Raw genomic sequence first — 16,259 nt, forward strand, 5'->3', positions numbered from 1 at the left:
CTTGACCCAAAGGTAAACGTATAGCTGTTTCGGGGCATGGAAGTTAAATTCCCATGCCCCCTGACAATATGAAATCTCAGTATAATAGATCCATCTCCCTTCCCATAGCTATTCTTCACTGTTCAATAATTTTCGGTACAGGGTCTTCCGGCTGATACCAAGGATTTCGGCGGCCTTTGATCTGTTGCCATCCACATGGTCCAGCACCTTCATGATATAGTTTTTATCCAACTCCTCAAGGGTGGGGAACAGGGTTGAGTTTTTGTCTTCTGTCCCTTCGGTTGTCTCAAGAAGTTCAAGGGGCAGGCAGCGTTCCGTGATGATATTGTTGTCCGCAAGGATGACACCGCGCTCCATTACATTGTAAAGTTCCCGCACATTGCCCGGCCAGTCATAGGCCATGAGGCGTTTCATTGCATTTTTAGACACCATGCAGGGGGGGCTGCCGGTACTTATCTGGCCCAGAAAATATTCCATCAGTACAGGGATTTCCTCTTTGCGTTTGCGCAGGGGAAGGATCTTTATGGCAAAAACGTTGAGTCTGTGAAAAAGCGCCTCACTGAACCTCCCCTTTGCGACCTCTTCCTTGAGGTCCCGGTTGGTTGCAAAAACAAATCGGATATCAACTTTTCTCTCATGCTTATCCCCCACCGGGCGAAATGTCTGATTCTCCATGACACGCAACAAAGATGCCTGTACCCCCACGGAAAGTTCGCCTATTTCGTCCAGGAACAAGGTACCTTTGTCTGCCAGGTCAAGGAGTCCGTCCCTGGAATCCTCAGCCCCTGTAAACGCACCCTTGCAGTACCCGAAGAGTTCGCTTCGTATCAGCTCTTCCTGGAGGGTGGCACAGTTTTTTGTTATCAGCGGGTATTCCCCCCGCAGGCTCAGGCCATGCAATTGTCTGGCCACAACATTCTTACCGGTGCCGCTCTCACCGGTGACCAGCACAGGAACCGAGGTCGGTGCCACCTTGCCGATGAGAAATCGGACCTCTTCCATGGCGGCAGAGTGTCCCACGATCTGGTCTGGAAAAATCTTCTTCTTGTGAAGCCCCTGCTGTTTTAAGAACTTTTTTTTGTGAAGAGATCCTATCTGATAGGCCTTTTCAATGACCTGTTCCAACCTTCCCAGGTCAAAGGGCTTTGTAATATAGTCACAGGCACCTGTCTTCATGGCTTCAACAGCATCATCAACATCGCCATACCCTGTAATTAAAATGATCTGAACGCCCAGGATTTCTTCATGGAATCGGGACATCAGTTCAATTCCATTGGCATCTGGCAGGCTGATATCCAGGACAATGACATCAAATACATTCTTTCGTATGGCAATAAGGGCTTCCCTGCCATTACCGGCCGTTGTGATACATCGCCGCGCAGAGGCCAACTCTTTTTCAAGCAGCCTGCGGATGGATTTTTCATCGTCAACCACAAGAATATTGATGGGGCATGAGTGTTTATTCATTTTTTGCATATTCCGGGTTTGGAAATTTTATTTTAAAAACGCTTCCAATATTTTCCTTGCTGTTTACGACTATTTCTCCCCTGTGCTGTTTGATAATATTATAACAGGTGGACAGGCCTACACCGGTTCCCTTGTCCACGGGTTTTGTGGTGAAAAAAGGGTCAAACATTCTATCCATCGTTTCCGGGGTAATGCCGCTGCCGTTGTCTTTGACCGAAAGAGTCACCCATTGGTTTGCCTTTTTTGCATAAATTTGTATCCTGCCGTCTGGATCAATGGCATCAAGGGCATTGCATATGATGTTGAGCATCACCTGTTTGAGCTCAGCTGCATTGCCTTGAACCTTTGGGATGTCAGTATTGAATTCAAGATCAATTCTCAGTAGGGGAAAGTTTTTCAGGCGGTATCGCAGGAGGGTGAGAACATCGTTGATCAGGTTCTTAAGATCCACAGGAATAAATACAATTTTTTTCCTGGGACTGAATGTCAGCAGACTCTTTACAATATCATGGCACCGGTTGCATTCGGCAATAATGGTTTCAATGTATTCATTGAAATCAGCCATGAGTTCAAAATTTTCCGGGTTGTTTTCCAGGCAGCTTTTGAGCCTTGGCAGCCGCCGCTTGAGCCCCTCTGAAAATCCGCTGATGGAGGTCAACGGATTGTTTATCTCATGGGCAACCCCGGCGGCGAGCAGTCCGACGGTGGCCATTTTTTTTGAATATTGATATTGCTCCTGGTACTCTTTTTCCCGGGTTACATCCCGCATGAGAACAAGGAACCTGAATGTTCGTTTGTTCGAGTCCAGCATGGGGGATACTGCAACTTCAAATTGATGGTTTTTATTGTCAATCTGGTACACAAGCATTTTACGGCAGACCCTGGCGGTCTTTCTGGCGGTGATGATGGGGCAGTCAGGGCAGGGACCCGTCTGGTTATTAAAAATTTCATAGCAGAAATGTCCCTCAGGGGATGCAGATTTGAAAATCTCAGAAAACAGCCGGTTTACCGATATTATGGTGAAGTTCAATGAGACAATGACCATCACATCCGAGATCCCATCTAAAATGGCCTGGAGTTGACGCTGTTTGCGCTCAAGTTTCAGGTTTGTTGTCTGGAGTTCGACAACCTTGTTTTTTACCTCACCAAAAAAACCCAGCTTGGTGGATTCAAGGCCAATGATGTCTTCCAGGGTTGTTGGATTGTTCATTACCATACCCCATTACATATCTGCATCATATCTTCAACACCTGCCGTCCTGGGGTTGCTCAAAAGACAAGAATCAAAGGTGGCCATCTGGCAGATCCTGGGCAGGACCGACTGGTCTGGTACAATGTCCCGCAACCGGGTGCTCACCCCGAGGCTTTTAAAATACCTTTCAAGTTTTTCAATGCCGGCAAGGGCTGTTGCACTGGGTGATTCCAAATCCCTGCCCAGTACCACCCGGCCTATTTCAGCTAGTTTATCGGTACATTCACAAAGATTATACCGCATCACCTGGGGAAGAAGTATGGGGTGAATGGTGCCGTGAACCGCATCCAGCATTCCCCCGAGACTGTGGGCAAGGGCGTGGTCAAGCCCTAAGCTTGCATTGCTGAAGGCCAGGGCTGAGGATGTTCCGGCCATGCTCAATTTTTCAAGGTATTCTAATGAACCGTTCTCCAGGGCCAGGGGCAGATATTTTATTATGTGTTCAATGGCTTTAAGGGAGTGAACTTCCGTCAGGGGAGAGGCAATTTTTGAGACATGGGCCTCAATGGCATGGGACAGCGCGTCCACAGCAGCGGCAATCATGAGTTCCCGCGATTTAGTGGTCAGAAGTGTCGGGTCTATGATGGATATATTGGGAACCAGTGTCCGGCTGATTATTGACATCTTAATCTGCCGTTCCATGTCCGTTATAATGGCAAATTGTGAAATATCGGATCCACTGCTTGCCGTTGATGGAATGAAGATCATGGGGGGAAGGGGATGCTCTATGCGGTTGGCCCCTTCATAGTCATTGACCCGGCCACCGTTGCTGGCAACAAGTGCAATTCCCTTGGCTGCATCCATGGGGCTTCCGCCCCCTAAAGCGATGACCACATCACATCCATGTTCTTTGTATAAAAGCGCCCCTTTTTCTATCTGCCAGTCCCTGGGATTTGCAGATATCTCGGAATAGTAAACCCATTTGAGATGTTGTTTGTCTAAAATTTCAAATACCTGGTTCACCCACCCGGATTTTTCCAGGCCCGGGTCAGAGACCAGAAATATTTTTTCTGCCCCCAGATGGCTGGCGCACATTCCCGTATATTTCAAGCTGCCTGACCCGAAGAAAATTTCCGGAACAGAGAATTTCAAGATACCCATATAAATGCCTTCTGGAGTTGGTGCGGTTGTCGGTCCTCTTTAGTGGAGAAAAAAATATTCCTCCCTGTATATTGTCAACATTTCTGTATAGTTAACATATGTAGCGGCTTAAAACAAGATCTGCGCAGTCCATGGACTGGCTGTGGGAATGAGAGAAGGACAATACCTGTTTTCGCCTGCCGGTTTGGAGTGAGCCTAAAAAAACTTGATCCCTAAAAACGTTTAGGTTGCCCATGGATGTTCGGGCGGGATTCCTTGACAACCCCCGGGGGTTTAACGTATTTTAGCGATCAAGTCATAAAAAAGGCAAATGTCTTGCCATAATAATCTTATGACATTAACAAAAAATAGCATTGCTGAGAAGATACAAGAAAATCTGAATTTGCCCAAAATCAATACCTAGGACATCAGAAATTTTATCAATTCTTAAAAAGGATAGCTGAACTTCATGTTTTTTTCAGAGCACTTCATTACCACCCTTATCCTGGTAACTCTGATAGGCGGATATTTGATTGACAGCCTGGCAGAATATTTAAACATTCGACACCTGAACCCAAACCTGCCCCATGAGTTCTCAGATGTTTATGACACGGATAAATATGCCAGATCCCAAGAGTACCTGAAGGTCAATACACGGTTTGGATTCATTACTGCAAGTTTTGATCTTACCATTTTGCTGATCTTTTGGTTTGGGGGAGGATTTGGTGTTTTAGATACCTTTGTCAGAGGACTTGGACAAAACACAATTGTCACAGGTCTTGTATTTATTGGGATTTTACTGCTTTTAAAGCTCCTGATCTCCTTGCCTTTCAGTCTGTATTCCACCTTTGTCATCGAGGAAAAATTCGGGTTTAATCGAACAACCCCTGGATTGTTTTTTAAAGACCTTGTGACGTCTATTCTTCTGTCACTGATTCTTGGCGGTTTTTTACTCTCCCTGATTCTCTGGTTCTTTGAATCCTTCGGACCCCTGGCCTGGATTCTGTGCTGGATGGCAAGCATCCTGTTCATCATTGGGATTCAATACCTGGTCCCCACCTGGATCATGCCGCTTTTCAACAAATTCATCCCCCTGGAACAGGGAACTTTAAAAGATGCCATTTTCCGCTATGCCAGGTCCATTGATTTTTCACTTTCCCACATTTTTGTCATGGACGGTTCCAAAAGAAGCGGCAAAGCAAATGCCTTTTTTACAGGTTTTGGGAAAAACAAACGAATCGTTCTGTTTGATACCTTGATCAAGCAGCAGAGTGTTGAAGAACTGGTGTCCGTTATTGCCCATGAAATGGGGCATTTCAAAAAAAAACATATTCTCAGGCGCCTTATGGTAAGTATCCTTCAGATGGGAGTCATTTTCTTTCTCATTTCTCTGTTCATCTCCCAGGAAGGGCTGTTTCATGCCTTTTTTGTGGACAATATTTCCATCTATGCCGGCCTGGTCTTTTTTGGCATGCTCTTTTCTCCCATTGATCTGTTTCTGTCGCTGATCATGCAGTTTTACTCCCGAAGGGATGAATATGAAGCAGATCGATTTGCTGCGATTACCACCGGATCCCCCCATCACCTTGTTACGGCATTGAAACAACTAAGTGTCCACAATCTGGCTAACCTTACCCCCCATCCATTTTATGTCTTTTTAAACTATTCCCACCCACCTATTTTAGAACGAATTGGTGTTTTGAAAAAAATGGGGACCTCCGTAAAAGGTTTGATCCCATGACCTGTTGTTTGTTACGGCAGATTTAAGAAATATGCAGGAACGCGGTGCAATGAATGATGAAATTAGATACAAATAGAAAATTTTTCAACATTTTAATTCTCAAAAGTGGATTGGTCGGCCTTCTTTCCGGTTTGGTCGGGGCGCTGTTTCATACTTGCCTTAACCAGGCAAATAGCTGGCGAAATACCTTTGTTGATAATATCGACGGATCCATGGGCTTATGGCTTCTTTTCATCGTGTTGACTTGTGCTGCCGTTGTTCTTTCTGTTTTTTTGGTTCGAAAGTTTGCACCAGAGGCAGCAGGTTCAGGGATTCCGCAGGTTGAAATTACTTTAAAAGAAGATACAAAGATTCATTGGCAACGCGTTCTTCCTGTTAAATTTGTTGGAGGGGTGCTGGCCGTCGGTTCCGGCCTGGTCCTTGGCAGGGAAGGACCGACAATTCATATGGGAGGTGCCTTTGGTGATATGGTTGGAACATCCCATGATAGCTTTCAGCACCATGTTTTAGTGGCAGCAGGGGCTGCTGCCGGGCTTGCCGCCGCTTTTAATGCTCCCCTTGCTGGGCTCATTTTTGTTACAGAGGAAATGCGGGACCGTTTTGAATATAATTTCCAGTCCCTTATGGCTGTGATTTTTGCCAGTTGTATATCCATCATAGTGGTGCAAGTTTTAAACGGCCATCAACCAGACATCCTGAATGCGGCTTTTCAAGCTCCTAAGCTTGTGACCTTGCCGTTATTTGTAATTCTTGGAGTCATTTTTGGATTGCTTGGTACCTTGTTTAATAATCTTATGCTTAAAGGGGTTCTGTTCAGTAAAAAGCAAAAAGGACGCAAACCATATATGCTTGCCCTTAGTATTGCTTTAATTATTGCCGTTGTCGGGAGTCTAATGCCCAGTGCGGTAGGTGGTGGTCATGGGGCGCTTGAGCTTGCTTTGCACCATGAGTTCAGTACAACAATTTTGCTGGTTTTATCTTTTCTTCGTTTTCTGTTTACAATTGTTTCATATGCCGTTGGCACTCCGGGTGGTATTTTTGCACCCATGTTAGCCATAGGAACCTTCCTGGGGCTTTGGTATGGTCAGCTTGTCGTGGTTTTTTTCCCTGCCTTGGTTGAAAATTCCGGGATATTCGCCATTGGCGGCATGGGCGCTTTGTTTGCAGCCACTGTGCAGGCTCCCATTACCGGTATTATTCTCATTGTGGAAATGACCCGCAGCTATGAACTGATACTTCCCCTGATGATGACCTGCCTCAGTGCAAGTCTGGTGGCAAATCGTCTGGGGGGTAAACCGATTTACTCTCAGTTGGCAAAAGCAGGCTCAATGGATCCCGTGGTTTCAAAAAATGCGTAAAAAGGATATCATGGATTATAATGACCTTGGAATCGTATCTGCCGATATTATTGGAAATCCACACTCAGGTATTGTTGATGTCCCTTCCACAAAGGTGGTCATGAACCGGGTGGTCAACAAGGTGCTGGTCGGGTATGACAATGGGATTGGCTATGGAGAACAAATGCTGGACTTTGCCGCGTATGTATAAATTAATTTTACTACGGCATGGCCAGAGCGAGTGGAACCTGCAGAATCGTTTCACGGGATGGGCAGATGTTGACTTAAGTGAACAAGGTACCCTGGAAGCCAGGAATGCGGGCAAGCTCTTGCAGGAAGGAGGCTACAAGTTCGACCTGGTCTATACCTCTCTTTTGAAGCGTGCGATTCGAACGATGTGGGATGTGCTTGATGAGCTGGACCAGATGTGGGTGCCGGTTGTGCGGCATTGGCGTTTGAATGAGCGGCATTACGGCGCGCTGCAGGGGCTCGAAAAGGCGGTAACGGCAAACAAGTACGGTGCAGAACAGGTGAAAATATGGCGCCGCTCTTACGCGACCCCACCCCCTGCGCTTACGGAAAATGACGACAGGTATCCCGGTCGTGATCGACGCTATGCCGACCTTTCTCAAGGGGAAATCCCGCTGGCAGAGAGCCTCAAAGATACTGTAGCCCGTTTTATTCCCTACTGGCTGGACACGATTGCACCGCAAATCAAAAGTGGTAAGCGTGTACTCATTGTCGCCCACGGCAACAGCCTCCGTGCACTAGTCAAACATCTTGATTGTCTTTCAGAGGAGGAGATTGTGGGATTGAATATACCCACCGGAATCCCCCTGAGCTATGACCTGGACGACAATCTTAAACCCCTTGGCAAGACCTACCTGGGTGATCCAGAAGTTGCAAAGAAGGCCGCAGCAGCCGTTGCCAACCAAGCCGGGACAAGTGAGGTAGCCGATGGATAAACTGGCCCTCCAGGTGTGGGTGTGCTAATAATTTTTCATGCTTTTTGATAAAAAACATCTTTTTTTTTAAGTCTTCATAAATATTGACAACCCTGCAGGTTTTCCCTATTACTCGGTGCAAACCATAAATTGTAATTTTCATGTTGCACAACCAAGGAGTAAATCAATGCACAATCCAGTCCCCCGGGTGGCCGCCATCCATGACCTTTCCGGGTTTGGGAGGGCGTCACTGACGGTTATCATTCCAATTTTATCCACCATGGGAGTCCAGACCTGCCCCCTGCCCACGGCCGTTCTTTCCAGCCATACCGGCGGTTTCAATGATTATCATTTTGTAGACATGACCGAAGACATGGTCAAAATTATTGACCACTGGAAGGCGCTGGATATTGCATTTGATGCGATTTACAGCGGATTCTTAGGTTCCCCCCGGCAGGTTGATATCGTCATGGACTTTATTGGCACCTTTGCCCGCCCCGAACAGTTTGTTGTTGTGGATCCGGTAATGGGAGATGACGGGAAACCCTATAAAACAATGGGGCCGGAAATGATCCGGCAGATGCAGTCACTGGTGAGCCATGCCGACATTATTACCCCAAATTTTACTGAAGCTGCGTTTTTGTTGGATGAGCCCTATACTGACTACCTTGATGAGCGGCAGATCAAAGAATGGATTTTAAGGCTTTGCGAGAAAGGACCAGGAAAGGTTATCATAACCAGTGTACCTGTTGCAGGGCGAAAAAATTTATCGGGGGTGGTGGCCTTTGACCGTGACGATGGCCGCTTCTGGAAGGTAGACTGTGCCTATATCCCGGCCCATTACCCGGGCACAGGGGATGCCTTTGCCAGTGTTATTGTGGGTGGCCTTTTACAGGGAGACAGCCTTCCCATTGCCCTGGACCGGGCCGTTCAATTCGTATCCATGGCCATACGGTCCACCTTTGGTTACAATTATCCCAGCCGGGAAGGGGTTCTTCTGGAAAGAGTGCTCACAAACTTAAGGGCACCGGTGACCGCCAGCAGTTACGAGATGATGGCATAAGGGCCCCTGGAAAAGTTTACTGTTGCTGTCAATCATTCATGGTGCTAACAATAAAAGAGACTCTCTTGATATCAAACAATCAAAGGAGGAGGACATGAAACTTTGTATAACAGCAGCAGGAAAAAGCATTGATGCCAATATCGATACCCGATTTGGCAGGGCACCCTGGTTTCTAATTGTCGATACAGATACAGGCACCATTATTGAGGCGGTTGAAAATACGGCTGTCGCCCAGGGACAGGGAGCTGGGATTGCCGCGACTAAGCTTGTGACAGCTAAAAATATTGATGCGGTTCTCACCGGCACGGTCGGCCCCAATGCCGCCCAGTTATTTCAAACTACCGGGGTCAGCGTTTTTGAAGGTGTGTCTTCCCAGGACACCGTTGAGCAGGCCCTGGCTAAATTTAAACAAGGTGCCTTTGGCAAGACCACCCAGAACGGCGAACCAACGCCCTCTCCCCGCGGTCAGGGTGGCGGAAGAGGGCGGGGTATAGCCGGCGGTGGCCGTGGCATGGGCGGTGGCGGTGGCCAGGGTATGGGCGGCCAAAGCGGCAAGGGTCGGGGTATGGGAGGTGGGGGGGGACGACGCAAATAAACATAATAAATATGCTGCAGCAGACAATGACACACGCCGTACTGATAACCGGCTTTGTGTTCATGATGATGTTGATCATTGAATACCTTAATGTCCTGTCCCGTGGCGTCTGGCAAAGTGGGTTGCGCGGTGGCCGCTGGCGGCAATATTTTCTGGCAGCTTTTCTTGGCGCAACGCCAGGTTGTTTAGGCGCCTTTGCCGTCGTCTCTTTGTATCTGCACCGGGAGGTCAGTCTTGGGGCACTGGTGGTGGCGATGGTTGCTACAAGTGGTGATGAATCCTTTGTTATGCTGTCTTTGATCCCACAAAAGGCTGCAATCGTTTTTGTACTGTTGTTTGTTGTTGGCATTGCTGCTGGCTATTTCACCGATGCGCTGTTTGGCAAACAACCAGCGGATCCGGTCATTGGCCACAATACCTTTAACGTTCATGGGCAGGAGATATGTCATTGCTTTCCCTGGGGAAACCTTCGTAGGCAGTGGAGACACTGTTCTTCTGCCCGTGGTGTCCTTGGATGCACTTTGCTTTTGTTCGTATTTGCGGTGTGCTGTGGACAGCTGGGACCGGCAAACTGGAACTGGCTTCGGGTAACATTGGTCGTCCTTGCCCTTGTGGGATTTTTCATTGTTGCAACGGTTCCTGATCATTTTTTGGAAGAGCATCTCTGGAACCATGTGGTAAAGGACCATGTCCCCAAGGTGTTTCTCTGGACTTTTGGTGCCCTGTTGCTGATGTCGATATTGGTTGATTCCCTTCACCTTGAGGGGTGGATACAGAACAATCAACTGATTATTCTGATGATCGCCTGCCTTGTCGGGCTTATTCCTGAATCAGGGCCCCACCTTCTCTTTCTTACGCTGTTTGTTGAAGGGACTATCCCCTTCAGCATTTTTATGGCCAGTTCCATTGTGCAGGATGGTCATGGAATGTTGCCGTTACTTGCTGAATCTCGTCGAGATTTTTTAAAGGTAAAGGCAATTAATTTTGCCGTGGGAATATTGACGGGATTCACCGGATATACGCTTGGATGGTGAATAATGAACAGATCAATTGAAATAATCGGTACTGAATCGCTGGGGGTAAGGGGGTTGAGTTGCCTGGTTCACGCAGGAGAACGGCGGATCGTCATTGATCCTGGAATTGCTCTGGGGTATTTACGCCACGGCTTTTTGCCCCATCCATTGCAGATCGCTGAAGGAGAACACCTGCGACAGCGAATTATCACAGCATTAACGACAGCAACAGATGTGGTATTCAGTCATTTCCATGGTGATCACGTTCCGTTACGCGATGCAAATCCATATCAAATGGCAATCCGACAGCTTCCCCCAAATTTTCAGAAGATTTGCTGCTGGAGTAAATCCATGGATGCCCTTGGCACTAAAATGAAGCAGCGCGCCCAGGATTTAAAGGAATATATAGGCAGCAATTTTCACAGTGCTGAAAATCTCAAGGATGGCCCCCTCTGTTTTTCTAAGGCAGTGAACCATGGGGGTGGTAGAAATTCCGGAAGCGACATGGTTATGATGACTCGCATTGATGTGGGCAATGCCGTTTTTGTCCATGCCTCGGATATTCAGTTACTCGATGCTGAAACCATTGATTATATCATTGCCTGGGAACCGGATATCGTTCTTGCAGCAGGGCCACCTTTATATCTTGAGAGGCTTTCACCTGCAATGCGTCAAGTTGCATGGGAAAATGGTTTTCGTCTGGCTCAAAATGTAGAAACCCTCATTCTTGATCATCACCTGATGCGTGATCAACAGGGGCCTGTATGGCTGGCAGACCTTTCCGCTGCAGTCGGCAGACAAATCTATTGCGCCGCAGACTTCATGGGCAGAAAACGTCTGCTCCTGGAAGCCGAAAGAAAAAACCTCTATGGGGCAATGCCTGTACCGGCAACCTGGCACGAGGAGTATGCAAAAAATAAGGGGGTGCAGATTTAACAACGTAAATCTGCACCCCCTTTTCATAATTTTATTTTACTCTTTTTATCTGCCGTTAGCTGTTTGCTACCTGGTAAAGGTGAACATCATGCTGCGGGAAGGGTATGGAAATCCCTTCAGCATCAAAGCGGCGTTTAACTTCCCGCGTAATATCCCAGTAAACATCCCAGTAATCATCAGGCCTGACCCATGGGCGGCAAATAAAATTAACCGATGAGTCTGCGAGTTCGTGGAGTTTTACTTTTGCTCCAGGATTCTTCAGGATTAATTTATGTTCACTGACAATTTCTTCCAGAATTCTCTGTGCCTTATCAATGTCATCGCTATATCCAATGCCAAACACCAGGTCGATGCGGCGTTCCGTGATGCCGGTAACATTAACAATGACATCGCCCCAGACTGAATTGTTGGGAACAATAACAAGCTGGTTATCAGGCGTTCTCAATTGTGTGGACAATAGATTCATCGATTCAACACTCCCCAGCGTACCCGCCACTTTGACCACTTCACCAATATCAAATGGCCGATACAGCAACATGAGGATACCACTGGCAAAATTACTCAGGGAGTTTTGTAATGCAAAGGCAATGACGAAACCGGCGGCGCCGATGATGGCGAGTACCGGTCCAATATTAATTTCCAGTGCCGACAGTCCGACAAACAATCCAACAAGCAATGTCAGTCGGCGCGTAGTCAGCACCAGGAAGTCTCGCAGTAGTGTTGAAAACTGTTTCATCTTTGAGAAAGCTTTTTGAGCCGCTTTTCCTGCAATAATCGAGAGCAGATAAAATAAAATAATGATGACTAAAAACTGGATCAGGTTAACTGCCCAGCGAAATCCCCCTTCTTCTGACATCAACCAGCCGGTAATTGTCGTCCAAGTGGCCCCGGCATCAGTCACATCAACCTTAATGCCTGAAACTGCTTTAATGTAAGCATCATATTCTACTGTTGTACCACCCTTGGCCGTCAATTCAGTCAATACAATATTAAATCTGTCTATCAGCGCTGTTCGCTCAGCTATTAACGAATTAATATGTTCGATTAATGCTGTTTTAAGCTCAGCCTTCCCCTCTTTTGACGTCTCTGATGGTGTGGCCGATTTTCCCTCTTCCTTTGCCTTGGTTGCTGCAATTTCAACGGCCTTTTGAAGGGTTTTATCCTCGGATAATTTTTCTTCAGCTTCTTTCAAAGCTTTTTTTGCTTCCTGGGACGCCTTTTTAGCCTCTTCACTGTCACCGCCTTCTTTTACTTTGTTTGCATCTTCCAGCGCCTCCTCAACTTTTTCGGCCTTTTGGATTTCATCCTTTTTGTAGAGTGCTGCCACTTCAGCATTACTTATTTCTGTAATTTTTTTTTGCAGCAACAATACCCAGGCCTGGGCCTCAACTTCAAGTTCGCATTTTGTCAATGGCTTAACACGTTGTGCCAGCACTTTGATGGGAATGTTTGGATCATCATTTGTTATCGCTTTAATGTCAGAGGGACATTCTGCTGCAATGGCAAAATTGGGAATCACTGCCAGGGCAATTACAAGCCATAACAAGGTTTTAAGACTCTTTTTCATTTGATTAGACCTCATTAAAAAGTGACAAAAAATTGTTTTTTGGAGACCCCATACCATCATGGGTTCCTAATCCTAATCTGAAATTAATTTAAAGCAAAATATCTTATATCTTCCCCATGGTCAATATCTTACGATACTTTTAACAAAGTTGGACCGTCCGGTTGAAGCTGTTTGTCAAACACTTCAGGATCGCTGGTCGGCAGTTTGCACGTTCCGTTTTCGCACACATAGGCGGTGGCCTTGCCGTTTATCGCTTTCTTTCCTTGGGCCAGGGGGATGATCTTTGCGTGGTCGGCCGCCTGTTTTTCATCCGCCACCATTAGAATCCGGTTGGGAATAAAGAGATTCCGGAATGTTTCCAGTAAACAATCACCGGCATCCGGTTTTTCTGTTGGGGCAATCACGATAATTTCTTTAGGATTATCAAAATAATAATCAATTGCCAGCAGCATTTCAGATAGGGCTGAAGGTGCGGTGTTCAAACGTTCAGAAAAGAATTTAAGCGCTTTTTCCGCCCGTTGTTTGTATCTGTAGTCCGTGGTAAAAGAATGCAGTCGCAGCAGGTTTAATATGGCAATGGCGTTTCCTGAAGGCGTGGCATTGTCATAATAAGGTTTTTCCCGGGAGATCAGAGCCTCATGATCAGAGCTTGTCATGAAAAAAGCGCCGTTCTTTCGATCCTCATAAAATGTTTTCAGTACATCATCGAGTTCCAGAGCTTTTTTAAGCCACTCGATATCATGGGTGGCTTCATAAAGATCAATGAGTGCTGCGATGAAAAAGGCATAATCCTCGAGATACGCATTGTGACGGGCTTTTCCATCTTTATAACTTCGAAACAGTCGGTTGTCGATGTATAAATTTTCCATGATAAACCGGGCCGCCCTGACTGCCTGGTCAATATAGACCGTATTGTTAAGCGTAAATCCGGCCCGGGCAAATGCGGAAATCATCAGTGCGTTCCACGCGGTAAGAACTTTTTCATCCCGCAAAGGGGCAGGGCGCTTATTTCTTTCCAAGTAAAGAAGTTCTCTGGATGTTTCTATAATCTTTGCCAGTTTCTCCTCTGTTATATTTAATGCTGATGCTGTCTCTGCCCGGCTTTTGGTTGTATGCAGAATATGGCGTTTTTCAAAATTGGGAGTCACTCCCACGGAGTAGTATCTCTTTATGATTTTGCTGTTTTCTTTACCTAAAATAGCGTCCAGTTCTTCCGGTGTCCAGGTAAAATACCACCCCTCTTCCATATGGCCCCGGGGCGTTATACTGTCGGCATCCGTTGCTGAATAAAATGCCCCATCAGCAGAGGTCATATCCTGAATAACATAGCTCAATATTTCATTGACCACCCGTTTAAAATCCGCGTTGTCTGTTGCCTGCCAGGCCTCAAGATAGACCACTGCCAGCAGTGCATTATCATAAAGCATCTTTTCAAAATGAGGGACCAGCCAGTGTTCATCTGTGGAGTACCTGTGAAATCCCCCGCCAACATGATCATACATTCCGCCGCCGGCCATTTGGGCGAGAGAGTGGTCAATCATTTCAAGGATGTTCGTATCCTGTTTGACCTTTTCAAAGGTATTGCGGTTATGGCGCAGCAGCAAACGCACCGGCAGGCTGCTGGGAAATTTTGGGGAGCCGGAAAGTCCTCCGAATCGAGAGTCATAGCTCTGCCGGTAAAAGGATACTGCATTTTGTATCGTTTCTTTACCGGGAAGCCGGGTGCCGGGTTTGGGAGACATCATCTGCTGGATGGCAGCGGTAATCTGCCTGCCTGCGTTTTCCACCCGCCCATCCTGTGCATGGAAGCTTTGGATGAGCTTTTCAAGGAGGGTCAGAAAACCAATATCAGCGCCCCGATCACCGTCTCTGGGCGGAAAATAAGTTCCACCATAGAAAGGTTTGCGGTCGCAAGTCAGCCATACGTTCATGGGCCATCCTCCCCGGCCTGTTAGAGCCTGAACGGCACTCATATAAATAGAGTCAATGTCCGGCCGTTCTTCCCGATCGACTTTCACGCAGAGATAGTTCTCATTTAGATACCGGGCGATTTCTTCATTCTCAAAGGATTCTTCTTCCATGACGTGGCACCAGTGACAGGTGGCGTATCCCACGCTTAAGAAAACGGGTCGATTCAGTTTTCTAGCGGTTTCAAATGCCTCATCCCCCCATGGATACCAGTTGACCGGGTTATGGGCATGCTGCAGAAGGTAAGGACTGGATTCCAGAAACAGGCGGTTTGTATATTTAGCAGAGCCGTCCGGATGCAGGTGTTTTGTCCGTGGACGATATGTCCGGCCATGGACTTTTCTGGCGTTTTCCAGTCTTTGGATCAGATTTTTATCATAGAGCTGTGTCCCGGGGTGGGGAATATGGGAAAATGGGCCCTCAGCTTTGGCTGTGGGTGCTGCTGATAAAGTATGTGCCATTGTGATAACTCCTGAGGTCTTGTTTGTTTATTGTATAAAAATGAATTGAGTCATAACTATAATAAGATAGGACTTCAATTCAGGAATGCCACTTTGTGGTATGATTTTTTAAAAAAAAGATGCAGTCCCATATAACCCACATGTCCTAGCGGACACAACGAAATATGAAACACGATGATACAGGGCAGGCGATAGTACCATTCCGCCCCCTTTGGTTACCCTGACCGGAACGGTAAACGTCGGGGGGATTTTTGCCCTTCCAGACTAAAGCGCAGGAACTGCGGGCTAAAGTCCTCAAACAGCCTGCGCTTCTTAACGCCTGGAAGGGCAAAAATCCTATCCCCTTTGGTTTACAATGTTCCGATCAGGGAAACCAAAGAGGGCTCGAAAGTCGAGACTTTCACAATGATGTTTCGACATGAGTTTCTTATAAACCGGTACGGCCGGAGTGAAGTATCGGCTCTGGCCACAACGAATATAGAAACTCGACAGCAGAGGTGGGCGGGAACGGGTATTGCCCGCAGCGGATTAAACGGCAGCGGTCAGCATGGACGCTGAAAGAGCTGCCGTTTCCCTCGGAGCAGCCCAGGACGGGCTGCGAGAATGAGCGGAGGGTTATACCCGTTCCCGTCTACCGGTCCGACGAGAGTTTCATATAACCGGTACGGCCGGAGCGAGGTATGGCTCCAGCCTCAACGAATTTTGAAACACCTTCATTGACAATGCTTTGGCGAGTGTTTCATATAACCCACATGTCCTAGCGGACACAACGAAGCATGAAACACTTGCAAAAAATGAAAAATGGTCATAACTATCCAATTTTTTTTATCTTCCCA

Annotated in this window: 13 protein-coding genes; 8 read left to right on the plus strand and 5 right to left on the minus strand. The window is 47.0% G+C overall.

Going from position 1 to position 16,259, the window contains the following annotated elements; genetic code table 11:
- Positions 1–108: 108 nt before the first annotated feature.
- Genes HRM2_RS07670 through HRM2_RS07680 form a run of 3 tightly spaced genes read right to left on the minus strand, consistent with a single transcriptional unit; the run spans position 109 to position 3,819 of the window.
- The gene (locus tag HRM2_RS07670) at positions 109–1,476 is read right to left on the minus strand and encodes a sigma-54-dependent transcriptional regulator (RefSeq protein WP_015903439.1); all 1,368 of its coding nucleotides are present in this window, start codon (positions 1,474–1,476) and stop codon (positions 109–111) included.
- Complete coding sequence (locus tag HRM2_RS07675) at positions 1,460–2,677, minus strand: two-component system sensor histidine kinase NtrB (RefSeq protein WP_015903440.1); 1,218 nt, start codon at positions 2,675–2,677, stop codon at positions 1,460–1,462. The genes HRM2_RS07670 and HRM2_RS07675 overlap by 17 nt, the downstream gene beginning before the upstream one ends.
- Positions 2,677–3,819 carry an iron-containing alcohol dehydrogenase gene (locus HRM2_RS07680; RefSeq protein ID WP_015903441.1) on the minus strand — a complete coding sequence of 381 codons (1,143 nt, stop codon included), beginning with the start codon at positions 3,817–3,819 and terminating at the stop codon, positions 2,677–2,679. Before HRM2_RS07680 ends, HRM2_RS07675 begins: the two co-directional genes overlap by 1 nt.
- A gap of 448 nt (positions 3,820–4,267) precedes the next feature.
- Between HRM2_RS07680 and HRM2_RS07685 the strand changes: the two genes are divergently transcribed.
- The 8 genes from HRM2_RS07685 to HRM2_RS26555 all read left to right on the plus strand — a co-directional run bounded on the left by HRM2_RS07685 (position 4,268) and on the right by HRM2_RS26555 (position 11,427).
- A complete protein-coding gene (locus HRM2_RS07685; protein ID WP_015903442.1) occupies positions 4,268–5,539 on the plus strand; it encodes a M48 family metallopeptidase in 1,272 nt (423 codons plus the stop codon).
- 53 nt (positions 5,540–5,592) lie between these two features.
- Positions 5,593–6,897, plus strand: coding sequence for a H(+)/Cl(-) exchange transporter ClcA (clcA, locus tag HRM2_RS07690; RefSeq protein ID WP_049770415.1), 1,305 nt, complete (start codon positions 5,593–5,595; stop codon positions 6,895–6,897).
- The gene (locus HRM2_RS07695; protein WP_041273132.1) at positions 6,890–7,087 is read left to right on the plus strand and encodes a glyceraldehyde-3-phosphate dehydrogenase; all 198 of its coding nucleotides are present in this window, start codon (positions 6,890–6,892) and stop codon (positions 7,085–7,087) included. The genes clcA and HRM2_RS07695 overlap by 8 nt, the downstream gene beginning before the upstream one ends.
- On the plus strand, positions 7,080–7,841 hold the full coding sequence (gene gpmA, locus HRM2_RS07700) for a 2,3-diphosphoglycerate-dependent phosphoglycerate mutase (RefSeq protein WP_041273133.1): 762 nt from the start codon (positions 7,080–7,082) through the stop codon (positions 7,839–7,841). The genes HRM2_RS07695 and gpmA overlap by 8 nt, the downstream gene beginning before the upstream one ends.
- A gap of 166 nt (positions 7,842–8,007) precedes the next feature.
- On the plus strand, positions 8,008–8,883 hold the full coding sequence (locus tag HRM2_RS07705) for a pyridoxamine kinase (RefSeq protein WP_015903446.1): 876 nt from the start codon (positions 8,008–8,010) through the stop codon (positions 8,881–8,883).
- 94 nt (positions 8,884–8,977) lie between these two features.
- Positions 8,978–9,478 (plus strand): NifB/NifX family molybdenum-iron cluster-binding protein, encoded by a 501-nt coding sequence (locus tag HRM2_RS07710; protein WP_015903447.1) that lies wholly within the window; start codon positions 8,978–8,980, stop codon positions 9,476–9,478.
- Positions 9,479–9,489: 11 nt separating this feature from the next.
- Entirely contained in the window at positions 9,490–10,512 is a 1,023-nt protein-coding gene (locus HRM2_RS07715) for a putative manganese transporter (protein WP_041273134.1), read from the plus strand.
- A gap of 3 nt (positions 10,513–10,515) precedes the next feature.
- Positions 10,516–11,427 carry an MBL fold metallo-hydrolase gene (locus HRM2_RS26555; protein ID WP_041273135.1) on the plus strand — a complete coding sequence of 304 codons (912 nt, stop codon included), beginning with the start codon at positions 10,516–10,518 and terminating at the stop codon, positions 11,425–11,427.
- A gap of 55 nt (positions 11,428–11,482) precedes the next feature.
- On the opposite strand, the gene HRM2_RS07725 is transcribed toward HRM2_RS26555, so the two are convergent.
- Both HRM2_RS07725 and HRM2_RS07730 read right to left on the minus strand, forming a co-directional pair.
- Positions 11,483–12,994, minus strand: a complete 1,512-nt coding sequence (locus HRM2_RS07725) for a mechanosensitive ion channel family protein (RefSeq protein ID WP_187149347.1) — start codon at positions 12,992–12,994, stop codon at positions 11,483–11,485.
- A gap of 128 nt (positions 12,995–13,122) precedes the next feature.
- Positions 13,123–15,423: a thioredoxin domain-containing protein gene (locus HRM2_RS07730; protein WP_015903450.1), complete on the minus strand. Its 2,301-nt coding sequence runs from the start codon at positions 15,421–15,423 to the stop codon at positions 13,123–13,125.
- Positions 15,424–16,259: the final 836 nt, after the last annotated feature.

Source organism: Desulforapulum autotrophicum HRM2 (genome assembly GCF_000020365.1).
Taxonomy (GTDB): Bacteria; Desulfobacterota; Desulfobacteria; order Desulfobacterales; family Desulfobacteraceae; genus Desulforapulum; species Desulforapulum autotrophicum.

Excerpts from the sequence above, each read along its gene's own strand:
- HRM2_RS07670 (WP_015903439.1), bottom strand. The coding sequence starts at position 1,476 with ATGCAAAAAATGAATAAACACTCATGCCCCATCAATATTCTTGTGGTT.
- HRM2_RS07675 (WP_015903440.1), bottom strand. The coding sequence starts at position 2,677 with ATGAACAATCCAACAACCCTGGAAGACATCATTGGCCTTGAATCCACC.
- HRM2_RS07680 (WP_015903441.1), bottom strand. The coding sequence starts at position 3,819 with ATGGGTATCTTGAAATTCTCTGTTCCGGAAATTTTCTTCGGGTCAGGC.
- HRM2_RS07685 (WP_015903442.1), top strand. The coding sequence starts at position 4,268 with ATGTTTTTTTCAGAGCACTTCATTACCACCCTTATCCTGGTAACTCTG.
- clcA (WP_049770415.1), top strand. The coding sequence starts at position 5,593 with ATGATGAAATTAGATACAAATAGAAAATTTTTCAACATTTTAATTCTC.
- HRM2_RS07695 (WP_041273132.1), top strand. The coding sequence starts at position 6,890 with ATGCGTAAAAAGGATATCATGGATTATAATGACCTTGGAATCGTATCT.
- gpmA (WP_041273133.1), top strand. The coding sequence starts at position 7,080 with ATGTATAAATTAATTTTACTACGGCATGGCCAGAGCGAGTGGAACCTG.
- HRM2_RS07705 (WP_015903446.1), top strand. The coding sequence starts at position 8,008 with ATGCACAATCCAGTCCCCCGGGTGGCCGCCATCCATGACCTTTCCGGG.
- HRM2_RS07710 (WP_015903447.1), top strand. The coding sequence starts at position 8,978 with ATGAAACTTTGTATAACAGCAGCAGGAAAAAGCATTGATGCCAATATC.
- HRM2_RS07715 (WP_041273134.1), top strand. The coding sequence starts at position 9,490 with ATGCTGCAGCAGACAATGACACACGCCGTACTGATAACCGGCTTTGTG.
- HRM2_RS26555 (WP_041273135.1), top strand. The coding sequence starts at position 10,516 with ATGAACAGATCAATTGAAATAATCGGTACTGAATCGCTGGGGGTAAGG.
- HRM2_RS07725 (WP_187149347.1), bottom strand. The coding sequence starts at position 12,994 with ATGAAAAAGAGTCTTAAAACCTTGTTATGGCTTGTAATTGCCCTGGCA.
- HRM2_RS07730 (WP_015903450.1), bottom strand. The coding sequence starts at position 15,423 with ATGGCACATACTTTATCAGCAGCACCCACAGCCAAAGCTGAGGGCCCA.